18 protein-coding genes and 6 pseudogenes are annotated in these 24,611 nt (G+C 69.3%); 12 read left to right on the plus strand and 12 right to left on the minus strand.

Going from position 1 to position 24,611, the window contains the following annotated elements:
* Positions 1–26: 26 nt before the first annotated feature.
* From ACFT7S_RS19895 to ACFT7S_RS19905, 3 genes and pseudogenes are all read right to left on the minus strand, one after another.
* Positions 27–1,541 carry a peptidoglycan DD-metalloendopeptidase family protein gene (locus tag ACFT7S_RS19895; protein WP_382733532.1) on the minus strand — a complete coding sequence of 505 codons (1,515 nt, stop codon included), beginning with the start codon at positions 1,539–1,541 and terminating at the stop codon, positions 27–29.
* Between the two features lie 132 nt (positions 1,542–1,673).
* The gene (locus ACFT7S_RS19900; RefSeq protein WP_382733574.1) at positions 1,674–2,600 is read right to left on the minus strand and encodes an alpha/beta hydrolase; all 927 of its coding nucleotides are present in this window, start codon (positions 2,598–2,600) and stop codon (positions 1,674–1,676) included.
* A gap of 227 nt (positions 2,601–2,827) precedes the next feature.
* Positions 2,828–3,052: pseudogene (locus ACFT7S_RS19905) on the minus strand (hypothetical protein); the annotation flags it as partial.
* Positions 3,053–3,195: 143 nt separating this feature from the next.
* Between ACFT7S_RS19905 and ACFT7S_RS19910 the strand changes: the two are divergent.
* Positions 3,196–4,266 carry a BTAD domain-containing putative transcriptional regulator gene (locus tag ACFT7S_RS19910; protein ID WP_382733535.1) on the plus strand — a complete coding sequence of 357 codons (1,071 nt, stop codon included), beginning with the start codon at positions 3,196–3,198 and terminating at the stop codon, positions 4,264–4,266.
* Between the two features lie 82 nt (positions 4,267–4,348).
* On the opposite strand, the gene ACFT7S_RS19915 is transcribed toward ACFT7S_RS19910, so the two are convergent.
* The 3 genes and pseudogenes from ACFT7S_RS19915 to ACFT7S_RS19925 all read right to left on the minus strand — a co-directional run.
* A complete protein-coding gene (locus tag ACFT7S_RS19915) occupies positions 4,349–4,531 on the minus strand; it encodes a penicillin acylase family protein (protein WP_382733577.1) in 183 nt (60 codons plus the stop codon).
* A 281-nt stretch (positions 4,532–4,812) separates the two neighbouring features.
* Positions 4,813–5,994, minus strand: a complete 1,182-nt coding sequence (locus ACFT7S_RS19920; protein ID WP_382733538.1) for a S8 family peptidase — start codon at positions 5,992–5,994, stop codon at positions 4,813–4,815.
* A 307-nt stretch (positions 5,995–6,301) separates the two neighbouring features.
* A pseudogene (locus tag ACFT7S_RS19925) lies at positions 6,302–6,514 on the minus strand (hypothetical protein); the annotation flags it as partial.
* A 59-nt stretch (positions 6,515–6,573) separates the two neighbouring features.
* Here ACFT7S_RS19925 and ACFT7S_RS19930 point away from each other — a divergent pair.
* Positions 6,574–6,702, plus strand: a pseudogene (locus ACFT7S_RS19930) (IS5/IS1182 family transposase); the annotation flags it as partial.
* Here the strand turns inward: ACFT7S_RS19930 and ACFT7S_RS19935 are convergent.
* Positions 6,685–6,798: pseudogene (locus ACFT7S_RS19935) on the minus strand (transposase); the annotation flags it as partial. The pseudogenes ACFT7S_RS19930 and ACFT7S_RS19935 overlap by 18 nt on opposite strands.
* A gap of 215 nt (positions 6,799–7,013) precedes the next feature.
* Positions 7,014–7,667, minus strand: coding sequence for a cutinase family protein (locus ACFT7S_RS19940; RefSeq protein ID WP_382733540.1), 654 nt, complete (start codon positions 7,665–7,667; stop codon positions 7,014–7,016).
* 256 nt (positions 7,668–7,923) lie between these two features.
* Here ACFT7S_RS19940 and ACFT7S_RS19945 point away from each other — a divergent pair, with 256 nt between their 5' ends.
* Positions 7,924–8,556 carry a hypothetical protein gene (locus tag ACFT7S_RS19945; protein ID WP_382733543.1) on the plus strand — a complete coding sequence of 211 codons (633 nt, stop codon included), beginning with the start codon at positions 7,924–7,926 and terminating at the stop codon, positions 8,554–8,556.
* A 499-nt stretch (positions 8,557–9,055) separates the two neighbouring features.
* On the opposite strand, the gene ACFT7S_RS19950 is transcribed toward ACFT7S_RS19945, so the two are convergent.
* Positions 9,056–9,304, minus strand: coding sequence for a hypothetical protein (locus ACFT7S_RS19950; protein ID WP_382733545.1), 249 nt, complete (start codon positions 9,302–9,304; stop codon positions 9,056–9,058).
* Between the two features lie 694 nt (positions 9,305–9,998).
* On the opposite strand from ACFT7S_RS19950, the gene ACFT7S_RS19955 reads away from it, so the two are divergent.
* The 5 genes from ACFT7S_RS19955 (at position 9,999) to ACFT7S_RS19975 (ending at position 15,722) form a co-directional block, all read left to right on the plus strand.
* Entirely contained in the window at positions 9,999–10,733 is a 735-nt protein-coding gene (locus ACFT7S_RS19955; RefSeq protein WP_382733548.1) for a FadR/GntR family transcriptional regulator, read from the plus strand.
* Positions 10,730–12,190, plus strand: coding sequence for an amino acid permease (locus ACFT7S_RS19960; protein WP_382733550.1), 1,461 nt, complete (start codon positions 10,730–10,732; stop codon positions 12,188–12,190). Before ACFT7S_RS19955 ends, ACFT7S_RS19960 begins: the two co-directional genes overlap by 4 nt.
* Positions 12,187–13,242: an asparaginase gene (locus ACFT7S_RS19965; RefSeq protein WP_382733553.1), complete on the plus strand. Its 1,056-nt coding sequence runs from the start codon at positions 12,187–12,189 to the stop codon at positions 13,240–13,242. The genes ACFT7S_RS19960 and ACFT7S_RS19965 overlap by 4 nt, the downstream gene beginning before the upstream one ends.
* A 62-nt stretch (positions 13,243–13,304) precedes the next feature.
* A complete protein-coding gene (aspA, locus tag ACFT7S_RS19970; RefSeq protein ID WP_382733556.1) occupies positions 13,305–14,702 on the plus strand; it encodes an aspartate ammonia-lyase in 1,398 nt (465 codons plus the stop codon).
* A gap of 87 nt (positions 14,703–14,789) precedes the next feature.
* Positions 14,790–15,722, plus strand: a complete 933-nt coding sequence (locus ACFT7S_RS19975) for a glutaminase (protein WP_382733558.1) — start codon at positions 14,790–14,792, stop codon at positions 15,720–15,722.
* Between the two features lie 288 nt (positions 15,723–16,010).
* Here ACFT7S_RS19975 and ACFT7S_RS19980 read toward each other — a convergent pair.
* Positions 16,011–16,094 (minus strand): annotated as a pseudogene (locus tag ACFT7S_RS19980) (hypothetical protein); the annotation flags it as partial.
* Positions 16,095–16,112: 18 nt separating this feature from the next.
* On the opposite strand from ACFT7S_RS19980, the pseudogene ACFT7S_RS19985 reads away from it, so the two are divergent.
* Positions 16,113–16,286, plus strand: a pseudogene (locus tag ACFT7S_RS19985) (tetratricopeptide repeat protein); the annotation flags it as partial.
* A 244-nt stretch (positions 16,287–16,530) separates the two neighbouring features.
* Here ACFT7S_RS19985 and ACFT7S_RS19990 read toward each other — a convergent pair.
* A complete protein-coding gene (locus ACFT7S_RS19990; RefSeq protein WP_382733561.1) occupies positions 16,531–18,330 on the minus strand; it encodes a serine/threonine-protein kinase in 1,800 nt (599 codons plus the stop codon).
* Between the two features lie 760 nt (positions 18,331–19,090).
* Between ACFT7S_RS19990 and dhaK the strand changes: the two genes are divergently transcribed.
* Genes dhaK through ACFT7S_RS20005 form a run of 3 tightly spaced genes read left to right on the plus strand, consistent with a single transcriptional unit; the run spans position 19,091 to position 21,153 of the window.
* Entirely contained in the window at positions 19,091–20,077 is a 987-nt protein-coding gene (dhaK, locus tag ACFT7S_RS19995; protein ID WP_382733564.1) for a dihydroxyacetone kinase subunit DhaK, read from the plus strand.
* Positions 20,078–20,119: 42 nt separating this feature from the next.
* Positions 20,120–20,743 (plus strand): dihydroxyacetone kinase subunit DhaL, encoded by a 624-nt coding sequence (dhaL, locus tag ACFT7S_RS20000; protein WP_382733566.1) that lies wholly within the window; start codon positions 20,120–20,122, stop codon positions 20,741–20,743.
* 5 nt (positions 20,744–20,748) lie between these two features.
* The gene (locus ACFT7S_RS20005) at positions 20,749–21,153 is read left to right on the plus strand and encodes a PTS-dependent dihydroxyacetone kinase phosphotransferase subunit DhaM (RefSeq protein ID WP_382733580.1); all 405 of its coding nucleotides are present in this window, start codon (positions 20,749–20,751) and stop codon (positions 21,151–21,153) included.
* Between the two features lie 124 nt (positions 21,154–21,277).
* On the opposite strand, the gene ACFT7S_RS20010 is transcribed toward ACFT7S_RS20005, so the two are convergent.
* On the minus strand, positions 21,278–24,611 hold a 3,334-nt coding region (locus ACFT7S_RS20010), incomplete at its 5' end, for a phosphodiester glycosidase family protein (protein WP_382733569.1).

Raw genomic sequence — 24,611 nt, forward strand, 5'->3', positions numbered from 1 at the left:
CGGCTCGGCCGGCCGCGGGGGTGGGGTCAGTTGATGGCGGGGCCGGAGCTGTTGTTGACCCATGCCCAGTCGGACCAGGTCGTGAAGCCGGTCTGCCACCTGTGGTAGACGCCGGCCTGACTGGTCCCGAACACCTCGATACGGCCGTCGGCGTTCGTCGTGGCAGCGATCTCGGTCCCGCCTTCGCCAAAGCTCACCCACTCGCCATAGGGCGCGTTCACCCCTGTCTGCCAGGCGTGCATCGCCGTGCCGCCATTGATCGCGAACACCTCGACCCGCCCGTCCGGCGTCCGCTCACTGGTCAACTGGGAATCCGCCGGACCACCCGCCGCCTCCCAGTCCGACCAACTCGTCGCCGACATCTGATACTTGTGGAACACCCCGACCGGACCAGAGGCGAACACCTCCAACCGCCCGTCAGCATTGTGGTCCACGGTCAGATCGCGACCACCCCCACCGAACGCGTCCCACCCGGACCAACCACCGTTGACCGACGTCTGATACAGGTGCTGGAACACATCACCGTTGAGCGCGAACAGCTCCAACCGGCCATCCGGCGACTTCTCCATCTCCAGCCGACCACCAGCCGGCCCACCACCAGTGGGCTCCCAACCCGACCAACCGCCGTTCGGCGCGGACTGATAACGGTGGAACACACCCACCGGACCCGAGGCAAACACCTCCAACCGACCATCGGCATTCGCGCCCACAGCCACGTCACGTCCACCACCGCCGAACGTCTCCCACCCCGACCAACCACCGGACTGCGTCAGCTGGAACCGATGCTGCGCAATGTCCCCATTGATCGCAAACACCTCCAACCGCCCATCGGCATTCGGCGCGATCGCCAACTCCGCACCACCCGGCCCGCCCAACGACTCCCAGGCCGACCAACCCCCGTTCACCCCCAACTGCCACGCATGATGCACCCCATCAGCCCCAGCCGCGAACACCTCCAACCGACCATCCGCCCCCCGCGCGGACACCACTCGCCCCGACTCCACCGGATACACCAACGGCACCGGTCGGGGGCCATTGCCAGGTGTGCAGGGCAGCTCCACACCGCGTTCTTCGAGGTAGGGAATGGGGTCGGTCCGGTGGTTCGTCGTTCTGTCGCCCCACACGCGCAGGTGGAGGTGGGAACCACTCGACTGGCCTTCGCTGCCCATCAGCGCGATGCGCTGACCAGCCACGACATGCTCACCGACGAAGACGTCCCGCTGGTACATGTGCCCGTACTCGGTCACCGTTCCATCGGAATGCAGGATGCGGATCCACTGGCCATAGCCGGAGATGGGACCCGAGTCGATCACCTCGCCGTCGCCCACGGCATGGATCGGGGTGCCGTAGTCGTTCGCGATGTCGATGCCGTTGTGGGCATCGCTGTAGTACTGGGACACAAAACCGGAAGTCGGGCACGAGCCGGCGAAGCCGGCGGGCTGCGCGGCAGCCGGCGACGTCACCAGAGCCGGCAGAAAGGCGGTTGTCGCCGTGAGCGTGAGAACGACACGCAGCGCGCGTCGGGACAGTCCGAGAAGCACGTGACGCTCCTCTCTCTTGGTAGTCGCCGCGGAGTACGGGGGGTGTGAGGGCGGCTCGCGCGGAAGCAGGTTCGCGCGCACCGTCGGTCCGGACAAGGTCACGGGACAGCCTTCAGGTAAGCGCTCCGCCCGTCACGCCTTGCGGAGCCGCGCGATGACGCCGTCGATGTCGCGTTCGAGAGCCCAACCTCGTACGAAGTGCCCGCCGGGCACCTCGTACGACTCGTGCGGAATGCCGACGGAGTCGAGCGTGGCCCGGAACTCCCGCTGTCCGGCGAGCACCTGGGTCTCGTTGAACGTCTGGAACCAGTCGATCGGGTCGGGACTCGTACCGGCGACCAGGAAGACCCGCTTGTTCCGGTAGCTCTCGATGCGCTGCATCGGATTGTCGTCGGTGACCCTGCGCTCGTCCCATCCCGGCATGCCGTAGATCGAGCCGCCGTTCAGGTCCACGGCCGCGGAGGTCAGGTTGGCCCAGTGCACGACCGCGCCGCTGTCGCGGCGGATACTGGCCGGGCCGGAGTGGGAGCTGACCGAGGCGAAGTGGCCCCAGTACTTGGCCGCGTACTTCAGCGCGCCGAAGCCGCCCATCGAGAACCCGGAGACGGCGCGGCCGTCGTACTCGGCGTACGTCCGGAAGTTCGCCTCGACCCATGGAAGCAACTGGTTGATGTGGAACGTCTCCCAGTTCCGGGGGCCGACGTTGGAGTGGACCGGGTTGGAGTACCAGCCCGTGCGTCCGCCGTCGGGCATCACGACGATGAGCGGCTTTCCGGCCGTCAGGGCGCGGATGTCCTTGTGGTCAAAGCTGATGAAATCCTCCATACCGCCGTGGAGGAGGTAAAGGACCGGGTAGGTGCGTCCGCTGTAGTGGTAGTCGTCGGGGAGCAGCACGTTCACAGCGGGACCGGGGTTCCAGCCGATCGCGTCGGTCGCGAACCGGTAGTACCACATCCGGTGGTCGCTCTCGTTACGGTCCACGATGCGCAGGCCGAAGCCATCGCCGGCCGCCGCGGCCGGTGACGCCGCCGCGAGGACGCCGCCGGCGCCCAGGGCCATCGCGGCCGAGAGTCCGCCGGCGGACTTGAGAATGCTTCTGCGGGTGGGGTGATGCGCGGTCAACGCGACCTCCTGGCTGGGAGCGTGACGAAGGAACGGTCTCGCGTCGCAGGCTGCGCCTGTCCGCGGAGGGACGTACGGCACCGGTCGGATGCGTAACGCGACGGAACCGTGTGACTGGCGGTTGAGAAGGTATCGACGGATCCAGGGCCGGAGAACCCGGAACCTTACGGACTGACAAGCACGGTCGCCTCCCGTAAGAGGGGGATGCCGCGCGGTCGGTGGCGTCCACCCGAGCCCGCTCCGCCAGGGCGTCGTGACGCAGGTGTGGCTGTCAGCGGCATCGGGATGAACGCGCCGGCACGGCGCCTTCTACTGGGCGTAGAACGCCGCGTCCACCTGGCGGTTGTCGTCTCCGCGGGCTGCGTCACGAGCAGGTCTTCGTAGTGACGGAGGTAGCGGCCGGGGAAGTTGTACGACTCGAAGGACCACGCGTGTCACTCCGGATCGTTCCGGATGCCCTGCCCGGCGCTCCCACCATTACCTTGTCGACGGCGTCCGCCAGACCGACCAGTCCGGAGCCAAGGGAGCAGCGATGCCGACGACCGCCACCACCGGCCGACCAACTGCCACCGTGCTCAGGCATCAGGAGCACAAGGTGCTCTCCGCGGTCGGCTGCGGCCTGCGGGACGACGAGATCGCCGCCGCCCTCGCCATCCCCGAGGGCGCCGTGGCCGGACACCTCGCGCGGATCCTCGTGAAACTCGGGCTGCGCGACCGGGCCGCCGCCATCGTCCACGCCTTCGACTGCGGCCTGGTCGTCCCCGGCCGCGGCCCCCGCACGCAGGCGGTGAGCCCGGTGCTGCGGACCGCCGCCGGCCGAACCGCCGGACCGAAGGTGCAGATCTCCGTGCTCGGGCCGCTGCAGGCACGGCAGGACGGGCGGCCCCTGATCCTGGGACATCTCCGCCAGCAAGCCGTACTTGCGGCTCTGGCGCTGCGCGCGGGGCGGACGCTCAGCCAGCAGGAACTGCTCGACGGAGTATGGGGGATGGAGCCGCCGGTCGCGAACGTGGTGCCCGTATACATCTACCGACTACGCAAGACCCTGCGCATCGGGGACAGCCCGGACTCGGTCATCGAGCACGACCGACGTGGCTACCGGCTGGTCTCCGGCGCAGTCGACGTGGACGTGGCACGCATGGAGGAGCTGGTCACCGACATCGGGACGGCCGATCGAGCGGGCGAGCCGACCGAGGCGCTCCGCCTGTGTTCCCAGGCGCTGGACCTGTTTCGCGGGGAGCTCCTGGCCGGCTTGCCCGGGCCGCTCGCCGAACTGGAACGGCTGCGGCTCACCGAGCGCAGGATCGCCATCATGCAGCGGAAGTTGGAGTGGCAGCTGCGGCTGGGCCAGTACTCCGAAGCAATCGCCGAGCTGTTCGCCTTGTCCGCGGCGCACCCCCTCAACGAGCCGGTAGCCGCGATGCTGATGCGTGCGCTGTACCGTAGCGGCCGACAGGCCGACGCATTGACCGTGTTCGACCGCGCCCGCCGCCGTCTGGCCGACGACCTGGGGGTTCCTCCGAGCCGGATGCTGCGGCGGACGCACCAGATGATTCTGCGCGGGGACGAAGCCGGCCTCGGCCTCACCAGAACCGGGCAGTGACCGGACCGACGCGACCAGGCACACGAGGGCATCGAACGACAGACGGCGCTTGGCAAGACCCACCCACAGGCCAACGAACCAATCAGGTCACGTTGCCGTCCAAGCCCGGCGAGGCCGCGATCTGATCCTCGGTAAACCGCTCGGGCACCCACTGACCGGCCGAGGGCAGCTTGGTCTGGTCGGCGTGGTGCGACGAACTCGGGTTGGCCGATTGGAAGTACAGGTACCGCGACCGCTGGGCATCGGTCGTCGCGTGCCGGCCCAGATGTAGATGTTGTCCCTAGGGTCTGCTCGGAGGCGCGGTGTCGCGTGGTTTAGAAGCCGCGCAGGCAAGCGGCAAACCACCGCCTTGCGCCAGCACGGCCTGCAAGATCCGCCGGACAGATCCCAGTGGACCGTGGCCATCAGCGACGTGATCCCCTCGGCGCACGAGATTCATGGGCTCGTACGCCAAGGGGATCTGGCAGGTGCCGCACGGCTGTTGCCCGAGGAGCGGCCGTACCCTGCCGGGTGGTAGCTCCTCGGGCACCTTGGGCACCAGCCGTTCTAGAACAGCGAGTGCAGCAGCTTGTTCGGCGAACCTGTAAGAGGGTTCTGGACCTTGCCGCTCGTCGCGTTGTTCACCAGCGCGTTCCGGACCTGGGCCGGGGTCGCGGTCGGGTGGGTGGAGAGGTAGAGCGCTGCCACGCCCGCTGTGTGCGGGGTTGCCATGGACGTCCCCGAGATGGTGTTCGTGGCGGTGTCGTTGTCCTTCCACGCCGACGTGATGTCCACGCCCGGCGCGAACAGGTCCAGACACGTGCCGTAGTTGGAGAACGACGCGCGGCTGTCCGTCTTGTCCGTCGCGCCGACCGTGATCGCCTCGGGGACACGGGCGGGCGAGTAGTTGCACGCGTTCGCGGGGATGCCCAGGATCGGGAGTCCGTTGCCCGCGGCGATCGAGTAGCTGACGCCGGAGGCGATCGACTTCTTCACCGCGTCGTCGAGCGAGGCGCTGGCACTTCCGCCGAGGCTCATGTTGGCGACGGCCGGCTTCCTGGCGTTGGCCGTCACCCAGTCGACGCCCGCGATGACGCCGGCGGTGGTGCCGGAGCCGTCGCAGGCCAGGACGCGTACGGCGATCAGCTTGGCGCCCTTGGCGACGCCGTAGGTCTTGCCGCCGACCGTGCCAGCCACATGGGTGCCGTGACCCTGGCAGTCCTGGCCGTTGTGGCCGTCGCCCACTGTGTCCTTGCCGATGCTCGCTCGGCCGCCGAACTCACTGTGGGAGGTGCGGATTCCGGTGTCGATGATGTACGCGTTCACGTTCGAAGCGGACGTGCTGTGCGTGTATGTCGTCGACAGCGGCAGGTTCCGCTGGTCGACCCGGTCGAGACCCCAGGTCGCGTTGGACTGGGTGTCGTTGAGCCGCACGATCGAGTTCTGCTCGACGTACGCCACGCGCGGGTCGGCCGCGAGCGCCTTCGCCTTCGTCCCTGACAAGGAGGCGGAGAAGCCCTGAAGGACATTGCGGTAGATGTGCTTGGGCGTGACGCCGAGATCGGCGGCATCGGTGCTGCCGTCCTTCAGGACGACGATCCAACTGTTCTGTACAGCGGTTACAGAGGGGGCGAGACGAAGATCGCCAATGATCGCGCCTTGCGCGGTGGGGGAGACGGCGAACTGAAGACCGGTCGCAACAGCGAGCGCGGATATCAGCGCCCCCATGCGACGGGCAGTGACTCTCATCCCGTGCACCTGACCTTTCGTTGACCTGGTTACGGACAAGTACGGTCGTGCATGGTGCCAGGACGTGCGGTTGTGCGAACCAGAGCCCCGCAGTGTGACGTACGACACAAAGTTGCGACTGGTTGGCAATTACCCCTGAAACAAAGGCATTTGGGCCACCACCATGACGTGTGGATCTTGTGCGTGTGCCTCGCCTGTCCGAAATGCGAAGCCAAGCTGCGCCAGGACCAGATCACCGTGTTGATCTTCCACAGGCGGGCGAGCGTCGTCGAGTGTGACCGCAGCCTCGTCTTCAACGACGGCCGCATCATCGAGTCCGGGACACCCTCACGAACTCATGCAGCACGACGGCTACGCCGGCAAGTTCACCCTGATGCACCATGGCGGCGAGACGGAAGTCGACCGGGTCGATGACAGCACCGGCCTCTTCCGTGGCCTCGCGGGTCAGCGCCGTCACCACGTCCCCGTGCGGCGCGTCCAAGTGTCCCGACGGCAGATGACATAGGCCGGCGGCGGCCCTTTTCCGCCGTTGGCGTCAGGACCCGGCAGACCGGCCTGCCGTGCCGCCCTGCGGGACTGGAAGCCCGTGCCTGGCCCCGGCTGCATGCGGTGCTCCTCGCCGAACTGAGGGGCAGGAGTGCGTTGGAGACGGACGATTGCGCGGTCGACGGCTCCCATGTCAGAGCCCTCAATCCCGTTGATCACCTTGCGGTGATCGTTCCACCGGCCACCTCGGCACCCGGACGAAGGTAGATGCGGCTCCAGCTGGACCCAATCTGCAGTCGTCAGATCACCCCGTCCCATACAGCGAACAACGAGCCTGCGACCCGACCCACATGATCCGCCGGACAGCGCCTGGCCGCCACACAGCCGTAGCCCGTTCCGGGCCCTCCCAGTCGGAGGCGATGATGCGCGGAACACGCTACTCGGCGTACCGGATCGTCGGTTTGCGGCCCAGGTGCAGACCGCAGCCGCCGACAAGGGCCCGGCTACGCACCCAGCCGACGAGATATCCGTGATTACCAGGGATACCAGGCGCCGTTGTACCACTGCTCGCTGGCACTGTCGTTGTGGTGATCCATGTTGAAGTCTGCGGGGTAGTTATTGACGTGGTTGCTCGGGTAGGTCCAAATCCCGGCGGACTCGTCACAGACGTAGTCCCAGTGGCAGATCGTCTTGACCGGCACGTTGCCGAAGAACCTGTCGGCGCCGGCGAGCGGAGCGCCGACGACACCGCCGAACGGCACGGATCCGCCGTTGGCACCGGGAGGGCCCTGGCGCTTGGGGTCCGCGATGAGAATGGCGTTGACGTTGCCGAACGTCTGCCAGTTCTCGGTGACCCAGATGTGCACCACCGCGGCGCCCAAGGAGTACCCGCCCATCTTGACGTGCTGGCCCGGGCACGCGGCACGTTGGTCGCGGACCAGCCGGTTCAGCTCATTGACACCTGCCCGGGCGCTCGTACCGTTGGGAATCTGGGTGGGGTACCCGACGTGCTGCTGGATGTTGCCGTAGAAGCCGTCGTTGTTCCACGAGCTGCCCGTACCGCCGACAACGATCGTGTAGGTGCCCTCGCACGAAGCTGCTGCTTGCGCTGTGGACCCCTGTGCCACTGAAAGCCCGGCTGTCAGCAGAAGTCCGGCCAACGCGGCCGCGATCCTTCTTGCTCGCATTCAATCCTCCCCATGTAGTTGGCCTGCGCGTCTGCCTTTCGATGCGGGGCCCGACCGACAGTGCGGTTCCGCCGTCAGCCGGATCGATGCCCCCAGGCCGCCTTGTCGCTCAGGCCAGGACGTCGGCGAGGAGTTCGAGCTGGCGCGCCGATTCCATCGGTATTTCATCGGCGCACCCTACTGTCGGCCGCCGACGACCGGAGAGGTTCTGGTGACAACTTTCAGATCATGGTTGGGCAGATCAATTCTGCCATTCATGGCAATCAATGTCTTATGCCGCGTGTTCACCAGACTGGCCGTCGTGGCCGGCATCTGGGCGTTGGTCATCGGGATGACCGCCTCGGTTGCCGTCGCCGAACACGTGCCTGTTCCGGGCCCGGGCAATGACCGGTCCGGCGTCTCCCGGTACTTCAGTGGCCCACAGGGGTTGGCCATTCCGACCGAGCCTTGTGATCCGGCCGGCCCATCGGCCACCGACGGCATCATGGCCGACCAGCTCAACCCGCAGCTGCACGCCAAGATGGCCGGCTACATGAACGCTTACAAGGTGTCCTGCGCGCGGATGGTCACTCAGGCGGTGAAGAACCGGGGACTCAACCAGAGAGCCGCAGCGATCGCCATCTCCACGATCATCGTGGAGAGCAGTATGAACAACTACTCCCAGGCCGTCGACTACACCAGCCTCGGGCTGTTCCAGCAGCAGGACTGGTGGGGTACCCGGGAGGAGCGTCTGAACCCGGCCCACGCGACCAACGCCTTCCTCAACGCCGACGGTCGCATCGAAGTGTTCGGTACCAGCCACGCCGGCGTCTATCACAGGTGGCAGACCGGGTTCGCCACCTGGTCCGACTGGGTCTGGCTGAACGATTCCGGCCCCGCGGTCAACTAGGGCCTGTCCGACCCTGATCCGCCGGACACCCTGAATCTCACGGCACACCCGCGGAGCGCCGACAAGCTCTGACCGTCGGATTTGAAGGCATCCCAGGGCGGTACGGGCCGGGTGCACCCTTCGCCTGCACCGAAACCACTGGAGGTAGGCGCGACGGCACTTACTACGGGCAGTCCCCCGGGGATCGTCGCCAGCCAGCTTGGAGGGATTCACGCCGACCGGTCGCGTTGGCTCCCTTCCGGCCGCGTGGACTTTGAGGCTCTCCCTCGAAAAGCACCCGGTCCGCCATGGACGCCGTTAGCGGCGGCCTGCGGGCCGGGTTCGGACAGGTAGAGGTTTGGCGCCCGAAACGTGGGTCCGGCCGCCTGGCCAGAGATCAAGCCTTTTTGGACTCCCAGTTCGGGCCGGGTCGGTGACCTGCGGCGAGAACACCGATTGTGGCTACCCGCCGACCGTTCAGCGACTTACGCATTGGCAACGCATCACGCGCTCGGCGCGCCTACGCGAGATACGGGCCCGCTTCGTTGAGCTCATCGGCTACACGGACGCAGGACAGGTCCTTGCCGTGTGGCGTCACGTTCGCGGATACCGAAGGCGTGCCCACAGCCTCATAGACAATGGTGAAACACTGCTTGACCGTGCTCAGGGACGGGGCCAACAGCATGGCCGCAGGTTCGTACGGTTGCGTGAACTGCACGACTTCGGTCGCCGTCGATCCCGTCCTGACGTACGCGTAGAGCAGTGACATGCCGCCAGTTCTCGTGGGGCGCAGGACGCCGCGGGCGTCGACGACCGAGAATGACGGACAGCCCAAAGGGGCCCTCCGGATCGTCTCGCCCTACGACTGCGAAACCCGCCGGGCCATCCGGGGCAACACCCGCTGGAGCGGATACCTGGTCCATGTCACGGAGACCTGCGACGCCAACGCCTCGGTCAACCTGATCACTGACATCGCCACCACCAGCCCGACCAGGGACACCCAAGCCCTGCCCGGCATCCACACCCGGCTACGTCTCCGCCGCGCTACTCGACCGCTCCGCACGCGACCACCAGATCCGGCTCATCGGTCCCGTTAAGACCGGCGGAGCATGGCAGAACAAGGAACAGATCGGCTTCACCCGGGACGACTTCACCATCGACTTCGACCGCCGTCAGGTCACCTGCCCCAACGGCCAGACCAGCCGGACCTGGCTCGAGCCGCCTGCCATGGCCCCCTACACGGTCGCCCGCTTCCACCCACGCCAGTGCGACCCATGCCCCGACGGCCCGCCTGCACACGAAGCACCTCAGCCCGCACCGTGAACTTCCTCCCCCGCCACCTGCACGAACTCCAGGCCCGCAACCGCACCGACCAGCAAGACCGCCAGGGGCGGCGGCGAGCCGGTCTCAGCCCGCGAGCCCACCCTTGACAGCACTTCCCGTTTCCCCTCAGGATCACCTCCATGAACCTGTCAGACAGCCAGACAGGTGGCTCGGTGCCGCGGCGCGTCAGCGCCATGGAAGCGGTGCTCGGTCATCTGCGCAGTGCTATTGAGCGTGGCGACTACGCCGTGGGAGACAAACTGCCCTCCGAGGCGGAGCTCTGCCGTCGCCTGGAGGTCAGCAGGCCCGTGCTGCGGGAGGCCTTGCGGGCCCTGCAGACGATGGGACTTACCGTCTCCCGTACCGGCAAGGGCACCTTCGTCGTGTCGAACGGGCCCGACGAGGACCCCACCTTCGGCGACTACGCGGCCAGTGACCTCCTGGAGGTCCGGCGGCACGTCGAGATCCCCGTGGCGGGCTACGCGGCAGCGCGCCGTACGCCCGAGGACCTCGACCACCTCGCCCACCTCATGGAGCGGATGGAGCGGGAGACCGACACCACCGCGTGGGTGGCCATGGACACGCTCTTCCATCTCGCCGTCGCGCAGGCCGCCCAGAACCCGGTCTTCCGTCGTGTGATCGAGGAGATCCGGGACGCGCTGGCCCGCCAGTCGGCGTTCCTCAACGAACTCGGCGGCCGCCGCGAGCAGTCCAACCGAGAGCACCGCGCCATCGTCGAAGCCCTCGTCGACGGCAGTGAACACGACGCGACCGAGGCCATGGCGCACCACCTCGACCGCGTCGAGACGACACTCACCGCGATCGTGCGCCCCAAGCGCACCGACGCCACCACAGAAGGCGGACCCCAGGCGTGAGCGAGCAGTCCCTCGAAGAGCAGGCAGGGCAGGACGGGCAGACACGGACACACGGCGGTCACGTCGACGCCGGAGACGCCGGGTACAGCAAGTCCCTGAAGTCCCGGCACGTCAACATGATCGCCATCGGCGGAGCCATCGGTACAGGGCTCTTCCTCGGCGCAGGCGGCCGCCTCGCCGACGCCGGTCCCTCGCTGTTCATCGCGTACGCCGTCTGCGGCCTTTTCGCCTTCCTGGTCGTGCGGGCCCTCGGCGAACTCGTCCTGTACCGGCCGTCGTCCGGCGCCTTCGTGTCGTACGCCCGGGAGTTCCTCGGCGAGAAGGGCGCCTACACGGCGGGCTGGATGTACTTCCTGAACTGGGCGACCACCGGAATCGCCGACATCACCGCGGTCGCCACCTACACCCACTACTGGGGGATGTTCTCGGACATCCCGCAGTGGGTGATCGCCCTCATCGCGCTCGCCGTCGTGCTCACCGTGAACCTCATCTCCGTGAAGTTCTTCGGGGAGCTGGAGTTCTGGTTCGCGATCGTCAAGGTCAGCGCGCTGGTGATCTTCATGCTGATCGGGATCTTCCTGCTGGTCACCCAGCACCCCGTGGACGGGCATACCCCCGGCCCGTCCCTCATCACCGACAACGGCGGCATCTTCCCCAACGGCCTGCTGCCGATGCTGCTGATCGTCCAGGGCGTCGTCTTCGCCTACGCGTCCGTCGAGTTGGTCGGTGTCGCGGCGGGTGAGACCAAGAACCCCGAGAAGATCCTGCCGAAGGCCATCAACTCCATCATGTGGCGCGTCGGTCTCTTCTACGTCGGCTCCGTGGTGCTGCTCTCGATGCTGCTGCCGTGGAACAAGTACACCTCCGGTGAGAGTCCGTTCGTCACCGTGCTCTCCAACCTCGGTATTCCGGCGGCCGGAGGCGTGATGAACCTCGTCGTCCTCACCGCGGCCATGTCGTCGCTGAACTCCGGCCTTTACTCCACCGGCCGCATCCTGCGCTCGATGGCCATGTCCGGCTCCGCACCGCGGTTCACCGGAGTCATGAGCCGCAGCCAGGTCCCGTACGGCGGAATCCTGCTCACCAGCGGTATCTGCGTCCTGGGCGTCGGGCTCAACTTCGTGGTCCCCGCGGACGCGTTCGAGATCGTGCTGAACTTCGCGGCGATCGGCATCCTCGCCACCTGGGGCATGATCATGATCTGTCATCTGCAGTTCTGGCGGAAGACGGAGGACGGCGAACTGGAGCGGCCGAGCTACCGACTGCCCGGTTCGCCCTGGACCGAGCTCGTCACGCTCTTCTTCCTCGGCTCTGTTCTCTTCCTGATGTACGCCGACGGGGGCGCCGGGCGCACGACGGTGCTGTGTCTGCCGCTGATCGCGGCGGCGCTGGTGGCGGGGTGGTACGGCGTACGGGGCCGCGTGGCGGCCGTACGGAAGTCCGGGGCGGGCGCGTGAGGGAGCTCAACACACCTTCTGCGTCCGGCCGTTCGGTCGCCGAGGCGCCCTGTGTCCGGGAACCGCTGCACGTGCCCGTCGCCCAGCTCGTACGCGGCGGTGTCATCGAGGGTATCCACTACGGCTCCGTCGTCGTGCTCGGCGCGGACGGGCGGGTGGAGCTGCAGATCGGTGACATCGAGGTGGCCTTCTACCCTCGTTCGGCGCTCAAGCCCGTGCAGGCCGTGGCGCTGCTGCGGGCGGGGCTGCCGCTCGACGGCGATCTGCTCGCGCTGACCGCGGCCAGCCACTCCGGCGAGGAACGGCATCTCGCCGGGACCCGGCGGATCCTGGAGCTCGCCGGTCTCGCCGAGGACGATCTGCGCAACGTCAAGGACCTGCCCTTCGACCCGGTCGTCCGCGAGGACTGGATCCGCGCGGGGCGGCTACCGTCGAGGCTCGCGCAGAACTGCTCGGGCAAGCACGCGGCGATGCTCTGCACGGCTCGGCTTGCCGGCTGGTCGCTCGACGACTATCTCGACCCGGCGCATCCGCTGCAGCGGGCGATCGCGGAGACCGTCGAGGACCTCACCGGGCAGGCCGTCGCACGGGTGACGGTCGACGGCTGCGGCGCTCCGCTGTTCTCCGTCTCCCTGCACGGCCTCGCGCGCGCCGCCGCCCGGATCGCGACGGCTCCGCCCGGCAGCCCCGAGGCGCGGGTGGCCGAGGCGATGCGCGAGCACGCCGAGATGGCGTCGGGCTCCGGCCGTGATGTCGCCGCGCTGATGCGGGCCGTGCCGGGGCTGCTCTCCAAGGACGGTTTCGAAGGGGTGCAGGTCGCGGCGCTCCCGGACGGCCGGACCGTCGCCGTGAAGATCGCGGACGGGGCGGACCGGGCGCGCGTGCCGGTGACCGCGGCGGCGCTCGCGCACTGCGGCGTCGACCCGGCCGCGCTCGCCGAGTTCGCCGGTGCGCGGCTGCTCGGGGGCGAGGCGGTGGTCGGGAGAATCCGGCCGGCGCGGGCGCTCGAGCCACTCACGGCCGCTGCGGTGTCCGGCGGCACGTACGCCTGACTCGCCGCACCCCGATTCCTACGCCCGCCTCCACCCACTCCAGAAGGAAGCTCCACACCGCTATGACCGTCCGCAGCGAGCACGACCTGCTCGGCCACCGTGACATCCCCGCCGAGGCGTACTGGGGTGTCCACTCCCTGCGTGCCACGGAGAACTTCCCCATCACGGGGACAGCGATCTCCGCGTACCCGCATCTGATCGAGGCGCTCGCCGCCGTCAAGGAGGCCGCCGCCCGCGCCAACGAGGAGCTCGGCCTCCTTGAGCCTCGCAAGGCGGCAGCCATCGTCGAGGCCTGTCGGGAGATCCGGGAGGGGAAGCTGCACGACCAGTTCGTCGTGGACGTCATCCAGGGCGGGGCCGGGACCTCGACCAACATGAACGCCAACGAGGTCGTCGCGAACCGGGCGTTGGAGCTGCTCGGCCACGCCAAGGGCGAGTACGCGTTCCTGCACCCGAACGAGGACGTCAACCTCGGGCAGTCCACCAACGACGTCTACCCGACGGCCGTCAAGATCGCCACGGTCTTCGCGGTTCACGAGCTGCTCAAGGCGATGGCCGTGCTGCAGGACGCCTTCGCGGGCAAGGCCGTCGAGTTCCGCGACGTACTGAAGATGGGCCGTACGCAGCTGCAGGACGCCGTGCCGATGACGCTCGGGCAGGAGTTCTCGGCGTTCGCGGTGATGCTGGACGAGGACCGCAGCCGGCTCGCCGAGGCGGTCGCGCTGATCCACGAGATCAACCTGGGCGCGACGGCGATCGGAACCGGGCTCAACGCGCCCGCCGGGTACGCCGAGTCCGCGCGTCGGCACCTCGCGGACATCACCGGGCTGCCGCTCGTCACCGCCGCCAACCTCGTCGAGGCGACGCAGGACTGCGGGGCCTTCGTCCAGATGTCCGGGGTGCTGAAGCGGATCGCGGTGAAGCTCTCCAAGAGCTGCAACGACCTCCGGCTCCTTTCGTCCGGGCCGCGGGCGGGTCTGAACGAGATCAACCTGCCGCCGGTGCAGGCCGGTTCGAGCATCATGCCCGGCAAGGTGAACCCGGTGATCCCCGAGGTCGTCAACCAGGTCGCCTTCGAGGTGATCGGCAACGACGTCACGATAACCATGGCGGCGGAGGCCGGTCAGCTCCAGCTGAATGCCTTCGAGCCGATCATCCTCCACTCCCTCTCCGAGAGCATCACGCATCTGCGGGCCGCGTGCCTGACGCTGGCCGAGCGGTGTGTCACGGGGATCACGGCCAACACGGACGAGCTGCGCGCCGCGGTCGAGAACTCCATCGGCCTGGTGACCGCGCTCAACCCGCACATCGGGTACGAGGCGGCCACCTCCATCGCCAAGGAGGCGCTCGCCTCCGGGCGCGGTGTGGCCGAACTCGTCCTGGAGAAGGGGCTGTTGCCGGCCGACAGGCTGGCCGCGTTGCTCCGTCCGGAGGTTTTGGCGGGGACGCAGGCCGGCTGAGTGGGAGGGCGCGGGCGGGTGGGGCCTTGTCGCGCCCACGCGGCGTTGCCGCACATGTCACAGTCCCGCGCCCGAACCAGCGACAGAATGGTGCTCATGAGCTCGCCCCTGACCTATCAGCCAGTCCTGGACCGCATCGCCGCCGAGATCGGGCAGACGCCGGGGCGTGGCCGGCCCGCCGGTTACATTCCGGCGCTCGCCGCCTGCGACCCGGGCCGGTTCGGCATGGCCGTCGCTGAGCTGGACGGCACGGTGTACGGGGTGGGGGACTGGCGGCAGCCGTTCTCGACGCAGTCCATCACCAAGGTCTTCACCCTCGCGCTCAACCTGGCGCGCGAGGGCGACGCGCTGTGGGAGCACGTCGGCCGCGAGCCCTCCGGCAACCCCTTCAACTCGCTGGTGCAGCTGGAGTACGAGAACGGCATCCCGCGCAATCCCTTCATCAACGCGGGCGCACTCGTCGTCACCGACCGCCTCCAGACCCAGACCGGCGACGCGGCGGGCACCCTCCTCGACTTCCTGCGCGCGGAGAGCGGCAACGAGCAGCTCGCCATCAACGAGGACGTCGCCGACTCCGAGTCCGCCCACGGCAACCGCAACGCCGCGCTCGGCCACTTCATGGCGTCGTACGGGAACATCGGCAACCCGGTCCCGGTCCTCCTCGACCAGTACTTCCGCCAGTGCTCCATCGAGGCCTCCTGCGCCGACCTCGCCCTCGCCACCGGATTCCTCGCCCGCCACGGCATCCGCGCCGACGGCACCCGCCTGCTCAACCGCAGCCAGGCCAAACAGGTCAACGCGATCATGCTCACCTGCGGCACGTACGACGCGGCGGGCGACTTCGCCTACCGCGTGGGCCTGCCCGGCAAGAGCGGCGTCGGCGGCGGCATCATCGCCGTCGTCCCCGGCCACTGCACGCTGTGCGTATGGAGCCCGGGCCTGGACGAGCGCGGCAACTCTGTTGCGGGGGTCGGGGCGCTGGACCGGTTCACGACACTGACGGGTCTGTCGGTGTTCTGAGGCGAAAACCTGATCTCGGCTCTGAAGAACAACAACGCGAGCAGTAATAGGCTCTGCCGTGATCAGCTGGTGGGTCGTGTTGGCCGGGTCGTCGGTGTAGGCGGTGATGCGGGTGGCGACGGTGTGGGCACGGGCGAGCAGGCCGCGCTGCAGGACCTTCTCCCCCCAGTGCTCGGCTGAGCCGACGGGTCCGGAGATGAGGGGCATCACGTCGCCGGGGGCGATGCCGTCGGCGAGGAGGCCGTGGTGCTGGGCTTCCCAGAGCACGGTGACCGGATCGACGGGGTCCCCGCGCTGGACCAGGGTGGACAGGCACTGCCAGAGGGCGGCGTGCAGGGGCAGCGCGAAGTCCTCGGCATGCAGCCACCGCATGTCTTTGATCTCTGCCGGATGGGCCGTCGCGGTCGCGAGCAGCAGCCGCTCTTCGCCCGCGCGATCGACTACCTCGAACGCGCCCTCGCCGACCGCGTGCGGGTGCTGGGCGAGGACCACCCCGACAACCTGACCTCCCGGGGCAACCTCGCCAGCGCCTACGAGTCGGCGGGGCGGTTGAGCGAGGCAATCCCGCTGTTCGAACAGACTTACACCGACACTGAAGGGGTGCTCGGCGAAGAGCACCCCCGACACTCTGACCTCCCGCAACAACCTCGCCAGCGCCTACCGGGCGGCGAGGGACCTGGGCCGGGCGATCCCGCTGTACGAGCAGAACCTCACCGATGCCGTGCGCCGCGACCGCCGCTGCGGCTGGTTCGAATCAACTCGTTCCTGTGGGAGGAGCGGTTTCCCGGACGTGGAGCCAGGCGGAGTACTACTCCTTGTAGTACTCGCCGGGCTCCCCGTCCGCGCTCATGTCGTACACCAGCAGCCGGTCCTTGCCGTCGAAGCGGTCGATGCGCAGGCTCTGCGACGAGCCCGACGTCATCACGCAGTCCGCGTCCGAGGCCGCCGGGTCGGGCGTGGACGGGCCGACGATCAGCAGGTTGCCCGTGCCGCCGAGCAGGGCGGTGTACGCGCAGTGCATGGAGCCGCCGGTCGGCGCCCCCGTCTCGTCGTAGGTGTTCGGGAACGTGTTCTCGAACCGTACGAGAGGTGCGCCGATCGGGCCCTGGGTGATGGTCACCTCGCCGGAGTACAGGTCCTGCTCATCGGCGGGGAGCTCGGGGTTCGTCGGCTGCTTCCAGTAGCCGACGAACTTCGCGGGCAGCAGGTCGGGGCCCGCCTTCACCTTGCGGAACGTGGCGCTCGCCGCGCCCGACGTCCACTGCAGAACCTCCGGGGAGCGCACGGTGAGCGTCTGGTGGGCGGCCGGTGTGCACTGCTTTACGGGCACGCTCGTCGTCACATCGCTCTCGCCGAACACGATCCTGTCGTCGTCCGCCGAGATGAGCGTGGAACGCCCCATGCACATCTGCTTGCCGAGGACCTGGACGTAGACGGCGGTCTTGTCCCCGGGCTTCCCCTGGGCGATCTCGATCCGGGCGGTCTCGTACGGGGCTTCCTGAGTGCCCTTCAGGACGCCTTCCCAGGCGCCGAGGAAGGTCGCCGGGACGGCGTTCCCGGGCTGCGCGGACGCCGTACGCTCGGAGCCGTTCCACCCCGGCCAGTACATGACGGTGAGCGCGGCGCCGGCCGCGAGGGCGGCGGTCGTGCTGACGGCGACGAGAGCCCGGGGGCGGGTCCTTCTTCGGGGACGGGACACGGGCGGTACGGGGGTCGGGTCGCCGTCCGCGTCGAGGAGCCCGGCGGCATGGCGGCCGAGCTGGACGAGGAGCCCGGCGGGCAGCCACGGGTCGGTGGCCGGGACCAGGGCGACCAGTTCGGCGGCGGTGGGGCGGGTGGCCGGGTCCTTGGCGAGGCAGGCGCGTACCAGGTCGTCGAGCTCGGCGGGCAGCCCTGAGAGGTCCGGCTTCTCGTGAGCGATGCGGAACATCGTGGCGTGGACGCCGCTGTCGGCCGACCCGAACGGGGAGCGGCCGGTCGCCGCGTAGGCCAGGACTGAGCCGAGGCAGAAGATGTCCGACGCGGCCGTCAGACGCTCGCTGCGCACCTGTTCGGGCGACATGAAGCCGGGGGATCCGACGACCGCGCCGGTGCTGGTCAGCCCGCCGTCGGTGACGGTGTCGACGGCCCGGGCTATGCCGAAGTCGATGACGCGGGGGCCGTCCACGGTGAGCAGGATGTTCGACGGCTTGAGGTCCCGGTGGACCAGCCCGGCGGCATGGATGTGCGCCAGGGCCTGGGCGAGCCCGACGGCCAGGGACTGTACGGACGCCGGGGGCAGCGGCCCGTACTCCTCGGCCACCACCGTCCGCAGGGCGGGCCCGGCGACGTACCCGATGGCCACCCAGGGGGACTCGGCGTCGCTGTCCGCGTCGAGTACGGGCGCGGTGCCGACGCCGCCGACCTGTTCCAGGGCGGCGACCTCGCGCGCGAAGCGGCGCCGGAACTGGTCCTGGGCGGCGAGCTCGGCGTGCACGATCTTGACCGCGACGGTCCGTCCGCCGGCCGAACGGGCGAGGTAGACGCGGCCCATGCCGCCGGCCCCGAGCCTGCCGAGGAGCCGGAATGAGCCAATCTGGGTGGGGTCTTCGCTCTTCAAAGGTTGCACGATCACAGAGCATGCCAGACAGGTGTCACCGCCCGGTCTCGGGCCGCCCACCCACAGGGCCACGCCCTCTCCCGGGCTTCAGGCGTGTGCGGCGGACCGAACAGAACAAGCCATAGTCCAGACCTTGGCAGGTAAAGACCATTCACGGTTCGGTGAGGGACATCCCCCCACCGAAGGGCTCCCACGGGACGCTTACTGACTCTGTTGCCGTGCTCTGTACGGCCGTTGGACTAGCGGGCTCGTCGGCACGGCCGTCCCATACTCATCAGAGACGCCCAGCACTGCGAACCTACTTCGGCCGTCACCAGGTGGGCATCGAGGAAGAACACCAAGAGCTGCTGACCCAGTTCCTCGTCGAAGTCTTGACCCGGCGTCCGGCATGCAGCGCGCCCGCATCGTAGCCAAGGACAGCTGGCGAAGAGTATGCGAGCCGCCGCGCGTGAGTCACGACGGACTCCCCTCCTCCACCATGACCGAGGCGCGGGTGTGCCGCCGGACTGTGCGCAGCCTTCGACGCGCCGCTTCCCGATAGGGTCCCGCCTCTTCGATACTGGACGACGCCCGTCGTCCCGACAACGACAGTCGAGTGCTTCTGGCGAAGGGTCAGCAAAGTCAGCATTGAGTCAGCATCAGCCCCGCCGGACACCGCCTGAGGAAGCCACCGACCGCCACGCGCCACGAACCCCTACAGACCCCACTGACCAGGTAATACCCTGCTCCAGGGCCTAGCTGGTAACCCATCCAGGAGGAACCGTTGAGGATGCTCATCAATGTCCCCGAGACCGTCGTCGCCGATGCGCTGCGCGGCATGGCCGCCGCCCATCCCGAGCTGACCGTGGATATCGAGGGCCGTCTGGTGGTGCGGCGTGACGCGCCCGTGGCCGGGCACGTGGGTCTCGTTTCCGGCGGGGGGTCCGGGCACGAGCCGTTGCATGCCGGGTTCGTCGGGCCCGGGATGCTGTCCGCGGCGTGCGCCGGGGAGGTGTTCACGTCGCCCGTGCCGGATCAGATGGTGCGGGCCGCTGTCGCGGTGGACAGTGGGGCCGGAGTGCTGTTCGTCGTCAAGAACTACACCGGTGACGTACTCAACTTCACGATGGCGGCCGAGCTCGCCGAGGACGAGGGCGTGCAGGTGGCCCAGGTGCTGGTCGACGACGACGTGGCGGTGGTCGACAGCTCCTTCACGGCGGGACGGCGGGGTACGGGGGCGACCCTGTTCGTCGAGAAGATCGCCGGGGCACTCGCCGAAGAGGGTGCACCCTTGGAGCAGGTGGCCGCCGTCGCCCGGCGGGTGAACGAGTCGTCCCGGAGTTTCGGGGTTGCGCTCAGTGCCGTGACCACGCCGGCCAAGGGCAGCCCGACCTTCGATCTGCCGCCGGGAGAGCTGGAGTTGGGGATCGGTATTCACGGCGAGCCGGGACGGGAACGGCGTCCGATGATGACCTCCGGGGAGATCGCCGACTTCGCCGTGGACGCCGTACTTGAGGACCTTCGGCCCAACGGTCCGGTGATCGCCCTGGTCAACGGGATGGGCGCGACGCCGCTGCTGGAGCTGTACGGGTTCAATGCCGAGGTGCAGCGCGTCCTCACGGAGCGGCGCGTCGTCGTCGCTCGTACGCTCGTGGGGAACTACGTGACCTCGCTCGACATGGCCGGCTGCTCGGTGACGCTCTGCCAGGTGGACGAGGAACTGCTGCGGCTCTGGGACGCGCCGGTGCAGACGCCCGCCCTGCGATGGGGCCGCTAGCCGTTCCACCTGTGGATCACGCTTGCTGGACAAGGAGATGATGTGCTCGACGCCGAATTCTTCCGCCGCTGGATGGTCGTCACTACGGCTGCCGTCGACCGTGAGGCGGACCGACTCACCGAGCTCGACTCCGCGATCGGGGACGCCGATCACGGCAGCAATCTGAAGCGCGGGTTCGCTGCCGTGTCGGCGGTCCTGGAGAAGGAGCCCCCGCAGACCCCGGGGGCCGTACTGACGCTCGCCGGGCGGCAGTTGATCTCAACGGTGGGTGGGGCGTCCGGGCCGCTGTACGGGACGCTGTTGCGGCGCACGGGAAAGGCCCTGGGCGAGGCGGCCGAGGTGACGCCGGAGCAGTTGGCCGAGGCGTTCGGGGCGGGCGTCGCTGCGGTGGGCCAGCTGGGCGGCGCGCAGGCCGGTGACAAGACGATGCTCGACGCGCTCTTGCCCGCCGTCGACGCGCTGGCAGTGTCGTTCGCGGCTGCGCGCGAGGCGGCCGAGGCGGGCGCGCTCGCCACTGTTCCGCTACAGGCCCGCAAGGGGCGGGCGAGCTATCTGGGTGAGCGAAGCATCGGCCATCAGGACCCGGGAGCGACGTCGTCCGCGCTGCTCGTCGCGGCGCTGGCCGAGGCGGACGCCACGCGCGGGGACGACGGGAGTGGCTCGTGAGTGGGATGCGGAAACAGGTGGGAATCGTCCTGGTGTCGCACAGCGGGCCGGTGGCCGAGTCGGTCGCCGAGCTGGCGCGCGGGCTCGCGGCGGGCGGGGCCACGGCGCCCGTGGCCGCCGCCGGCGGCACGTCCGGCGGGGGCCTGGGGACGAGCGCGGATCTGATCGCGGAGGCCGCACGGTCGGTCGACGGCGGCGCCGGAATCGCGGTGCTGGTGGACCTGGGGAGCGCGGTGCTCACCGTGAAGGCCATGCTCGCCGAGGGCGACGAGCTGCCCGAAGGGGCGCGCCTGGTCGACGCACCATTCGTCGAGGGCGCTGTCGCCGCCGTGGTCACCGCGTCGGCCGGCGGTGACCTGGCAGCGGTGGAGGCGGCGGCCTCGGAGGCGTACGACTACCGCAAGGTGTAGGGGCGGTTTGCGGAGTGCGCGTTGCGTAATTCGCTCCGTTCGCGGGGGTGATCCGGTGGGGGGCGGGGCACCCACCGGCGGGGTGCGCCCGCGCGGGTGGGGGGTGGGGCGCACGCCGCCGTCTTCACGCTGCCGAGGCGGCCTCCTCCGCGGTGATGCGAATGTCCGCTCGGCTTGTTGTGCCGTTGACCGTCACCGCGAGTGCCACCGTTCCCGGGCGCAGGGCCGTCAGGGTGCCCGTGGTGGGGTCGAGTACCGCTGTATGGCGGGGGCGCGCCCCGGACTCCTGGCCGATGTGGACGTTCGGGGATGCCGTCCAGTCCGCGCTGAGCGGGAAGGCGACCGGGACGCCACGCGTGCCCTGGGTGACGATCGCGGTGACCTCGGCGCGGTCGCCCGCGGTGATCGCTGAGGGCGCGTCGAGTACGAGGGCGTCGACGTGGGCGCGGGTCTGGGCCGAAACCCAGTCGGGAGCGCCCTGCCACGGCCGGTGGCGGGCCGTGGTCTGTTCTTCCGGGGTGACCCGGTCCGCGCCGATGAGGGACCAGCCGGTGAAGCCGCCCTCGTCCGCCGGGCCTGCCGGTGCCTTGCCCGCGTTGCCGTTGATCAGATACGGCACACCGTCGACGTGCGAGGCGTGGAACACCCCGACATGGCTGCCGATGAGGGCCGCCCCCTTGCCACTCGTACGCCGGAAGTCGGCGAGCCACCGTTCGACGAGGGCGGCCTCCTTGCGGTCCCCGAGCTGGCTGCCCTTCTGCACGGTCGGGTCACGCGGCGGGACGTGCTCGATCAGCATGACGGAGCCGATGCCGGTGTCCCGCGCGGCGGCGTCAAGTTGTTCGCGCAGGTGCTTGATCTGGGCGAAGCCGCCACCCCGCAGGCTCAGGCTGGAGGTGTCCAGCGTGATGAGCCGGGTGCCCTTGTGGTCGAAGGTCCGCTGGGCGGGACCGAATTCGCCGACGAAGTTGTCGATCTTCCCGCCCATCACCTCGTGGTTCCCGGGTATGTAGTACCAGGGCAGCGAGTCCCCTAGCTCCTCGGTGAGTATCCGCCGGGCGAAGGCGAGGTCGGCGGGTGACCCTTCGTCGACGAGGTCTCCGTTGATGACGAGGAAGTCGGGTGCCGCCGCCTTGATCTCGCGCAGTGTGCGGCGGGCCTGGGCGACGATCGCGCTGTTCGGTTCGCGGGCGACGAACTGGGCGTCCGACATCACCGCGAACTGCCAGTCCCGGCGCTCGGTCACCGCTGCCGGGTCGATCAACGGGTCCTCGACGGCGGGCTGTTCGGGGAGGTCGACCGTGGGCGGAACCTGGGCGGCCAGGTCGTCGATGACGATCTCGCCGGTGTACTGCCGGGCCGCCGCCGTCTCGGCGAGATAGAAGCGGAACACGCTCAGTGGCATCGCGGCGCCCGCCGGTACGGCGAAGGTGACCTGCCGCCAGCCGATCCAGGTGATGAACGGGCCGCGCAGCAATTGGTCCGAGCCTGCTGCGTCCTTGAGGTGCAGCGTCGGCCAGGCACCGTTGCCGTCGCCCTTGATCCACAGCGTGTACGACTGCGGCTGCCCGGGCACGACGACGGGCTGGGGCGGGGCCGCGTAGGCGGCGCGGGTGGCCGTCGACAGGGTGAAGTCGTACGTGAGCTCGAGCCCGGTGCCGGTGCGGCCCTCCGGCGTCGCGGCGAGGGAACCGCTCGCACGGGCCTGGCTGAACTTCCACGACGCGGCGTCGTGGAAGGAGGAGACGGCCTGTTCGGTGAGGCCGACGCTCACGGCGAGGGCGGTGGTGGTACCCGCGACCGTCGCCCGGATCTGCCCCGCGCCGCTGCCGGTGCGCGAGGTGACGGTGAAGCCGCCCCGGCCGTCGTCGCGGACGTCGAACAGCGCGTGGTCGTAGTCGAGGGCGACATCACGCGGCTCGACGGGGGCGCTGGTGCCGTGGGCGTCGAGGCCGACGATTCCGAAGGTGCCGGTGGCGTCCGCGTCGGCGAGGCCGACGCGCCGGGTGGTCGGCTGGATACGGGCGAGCTGGTCGAGCACGGTCAGTTGGGTGCTGCCGCGGGCGGCGCCACGCTGGGCGATCACTTCGGTGGTTCCGCTGCGGCGGGCGGTGAAGAGACCGGTGCTGTCGGCCTTGCCGACCGCGGAGGCGACGGCGTTCCAGTGCGGGGTGCCCGCGGCGGGGCCGTAGGTCTCGTCGTATCCGTCCGCGGTGAGCTGGCGGGTCAGGCCGGGGAAGACCCGCTCGGGGTGGCCGCCTCGCACGGGGTCGTCGCCGGGCGCGGCACCGGCCGGGGTGCGGGTCTCCACCCAGAAGCCCTCGAGCCGGCCGCTGCCGTCGGGGGCGGTGAGGGCGAGGCCGTTGGGAACGGTGCGTTCGCTGCCGTCGGACGGGCTGTTCTCCACGTGGAGCGCGTCGCTGCCCGGTTCGCGTGCCAGGAGGGTCGAGGAGCCGCCGCCGTCGAGGTTGAGTGCGCTGTACGAGCCCGCGCGTCGCATCATCGTGGCGAGTTCGGTGAGGGTGACGCCTCCGCTGTCGGCCTGTCTGCCGTCGATGGTGATCACCTGCATCGTGCGGCCGTCCTGGGAGAAGCCGACGGCGGTACGGGGTGCGGCGGTGTTGTTGCCCTCGCCGTCGTGGTTCTGCGCGACACCGTCCACGACCAGGAGTTCGCGGCCCCCTACGGCGGTCCGCGGCAGGGCTCCGCTGTCCGTGCGGGCCCGGTATTCCAAGGACACCGGGTCGCCGGGTTCCAGGGCGGCCAGGAGGGCCGCGCCCTCCTCACGGCCGACGAGGACCGTGGTGTCCTCGGGGACGGGGCCCGATCCCGGGGTGGATGACACGGAGACGACTGTGCCGTCCCGTACCGCCGCTTCCGCGACGGGCGTCGCGGCGTCGACGGTCAGCGCGCGGTCGGCGCTTCCCCACGCCGAGGTGTACGCGCCCACTCCCCCGGCCGGGACGTTCGCCGCGTTGTACGCGGTCAGCGGGTGCCCGCCGGACGGGAGGGTGAGGGTGCCCTCGAAGTACAGCTGCAGGACACGGCCGGCACTCTCCGGGCCTATACCGACGGCGCGGTTGATGCCGGGGGCCGGGGAGTGGACCATCGTGCCGTCCTTGACGCCAGGTCCCTGCGGCGCGCCGGTCTGGTTGATGTCGAAGAAGTCCGCGTTGATCGCGGCGACGGTCCGGCGGCCACTGCCGGGGTCGTGCGCGGCGGCGAGCTCGGAGACCGTACGGCGTTCCGCGACCTTGCCCGTGGAGAGGTAGTCGGCGCGTATCCCGCTGCCGTCGAGGTCGACGGAGAGGCTGTCGACCCGCAGCCACTTGTCGGACTCCAGACGGTCGTACGAGGTGAGGCGTACGCCGGGGGCGACCGGTCGGGAGCTGCGCGCCGTCTCGATGCCGTCGCCGTCCACGACGGACGTCGCTCCGCCGGCCGCGTTGCTCGCGGAC

The organism is Streptomyces sp. NPDC057136 (genome assembly GCF_042670885.1).
Classification (GTDB): Bacteria; Actinomycetota; Actinomycetes; order Streptomycetales; family Streptomycetaceae; genus Streptomyces.

Excerpts from the sequence above, each read along its gene's own strand:
- ACFT7S_RS19900 (WP_382733574.1), bottom strand. The coding sequence starts at position 2,600 with ATGGCCCTGGGCGCCGGCGGCGTCCTCGCGGCGGCGTCACCGGCCGCG.
- ACFT7S_RS19910 (WP_382733535.1), top strand. The coding sequence starts at position 3,196 with ATGCCGACGACCGCCACCACCGGCCGACCAACTGCCACCGTGCTCAGG.
- ACFT7S_RS19920 (WP_382733538.1), bottom strand. The coding sequence starts at position 5,994 with ATGAGAGTCACTGCCCGTCGCATGGGGGCGCTGATATCCGCGCTCGCT.
- ACFT7S_RS19940 (WP_382733540.1), bottom strand. The coding sequence starts at position 7,667 with ATGCGAGCAAGAAGGATCGCGGCCGCGTTGGCCGGACTTCTGCTGACA.
- ACFT7S_RS19945 (WP_382733543.1), top strand. The coding sequence starts at position 7,924 with ATGGCAATCAATGTCTTATGCCGCGTGTTCACCAGACTGGCCGTCGTG.
- ACFT7S_RS19950 (WP_382733545.1), bottom strand. The coding sequence starts at position 9,304 with ATGTCACTGCTCTACGCGTACGTCAGGACGGGATCGACGGCGACCGAA.
- ACFT7S_RS19955 (WP_382733548.1), top strand. The coding sequence starts at position 9,999 with ATGAACCTGTCAGACAGCCAGACAGGTGGCTCGGTGCCGCGGCGCGTC.
- aspA (WP_382733556.1), top strand. The coding sequence starts at position 13,305 with ATGACCGTCCGCAGCGAGCACGACCTGCTCGGCCACCGTGACATCCCC.
- ACFT7S_RS19975 (WP_382733558.1), top strand. The coding sequence starts at position 14,790 with ATGGTGCTCATGAGCTCGCCCCTGACCTATCAGCCAGTCCTGGACCGC.
- dhaK (WP_382733564.1), top strand. The coding sequence starts at position 19,091 with ATGCTCATCAATGTCCCCGAGACCGTCGTCGCCGATGCGCTGCGCGGC.
- ACFT7S_RS20005 (WP_382733580.1), top strand. The coding sequence starts at position 20,749 with ATGCGGAAACAGGTGGGAATCGTCCTGGTGTCGCACAGCGGGCCGGTG.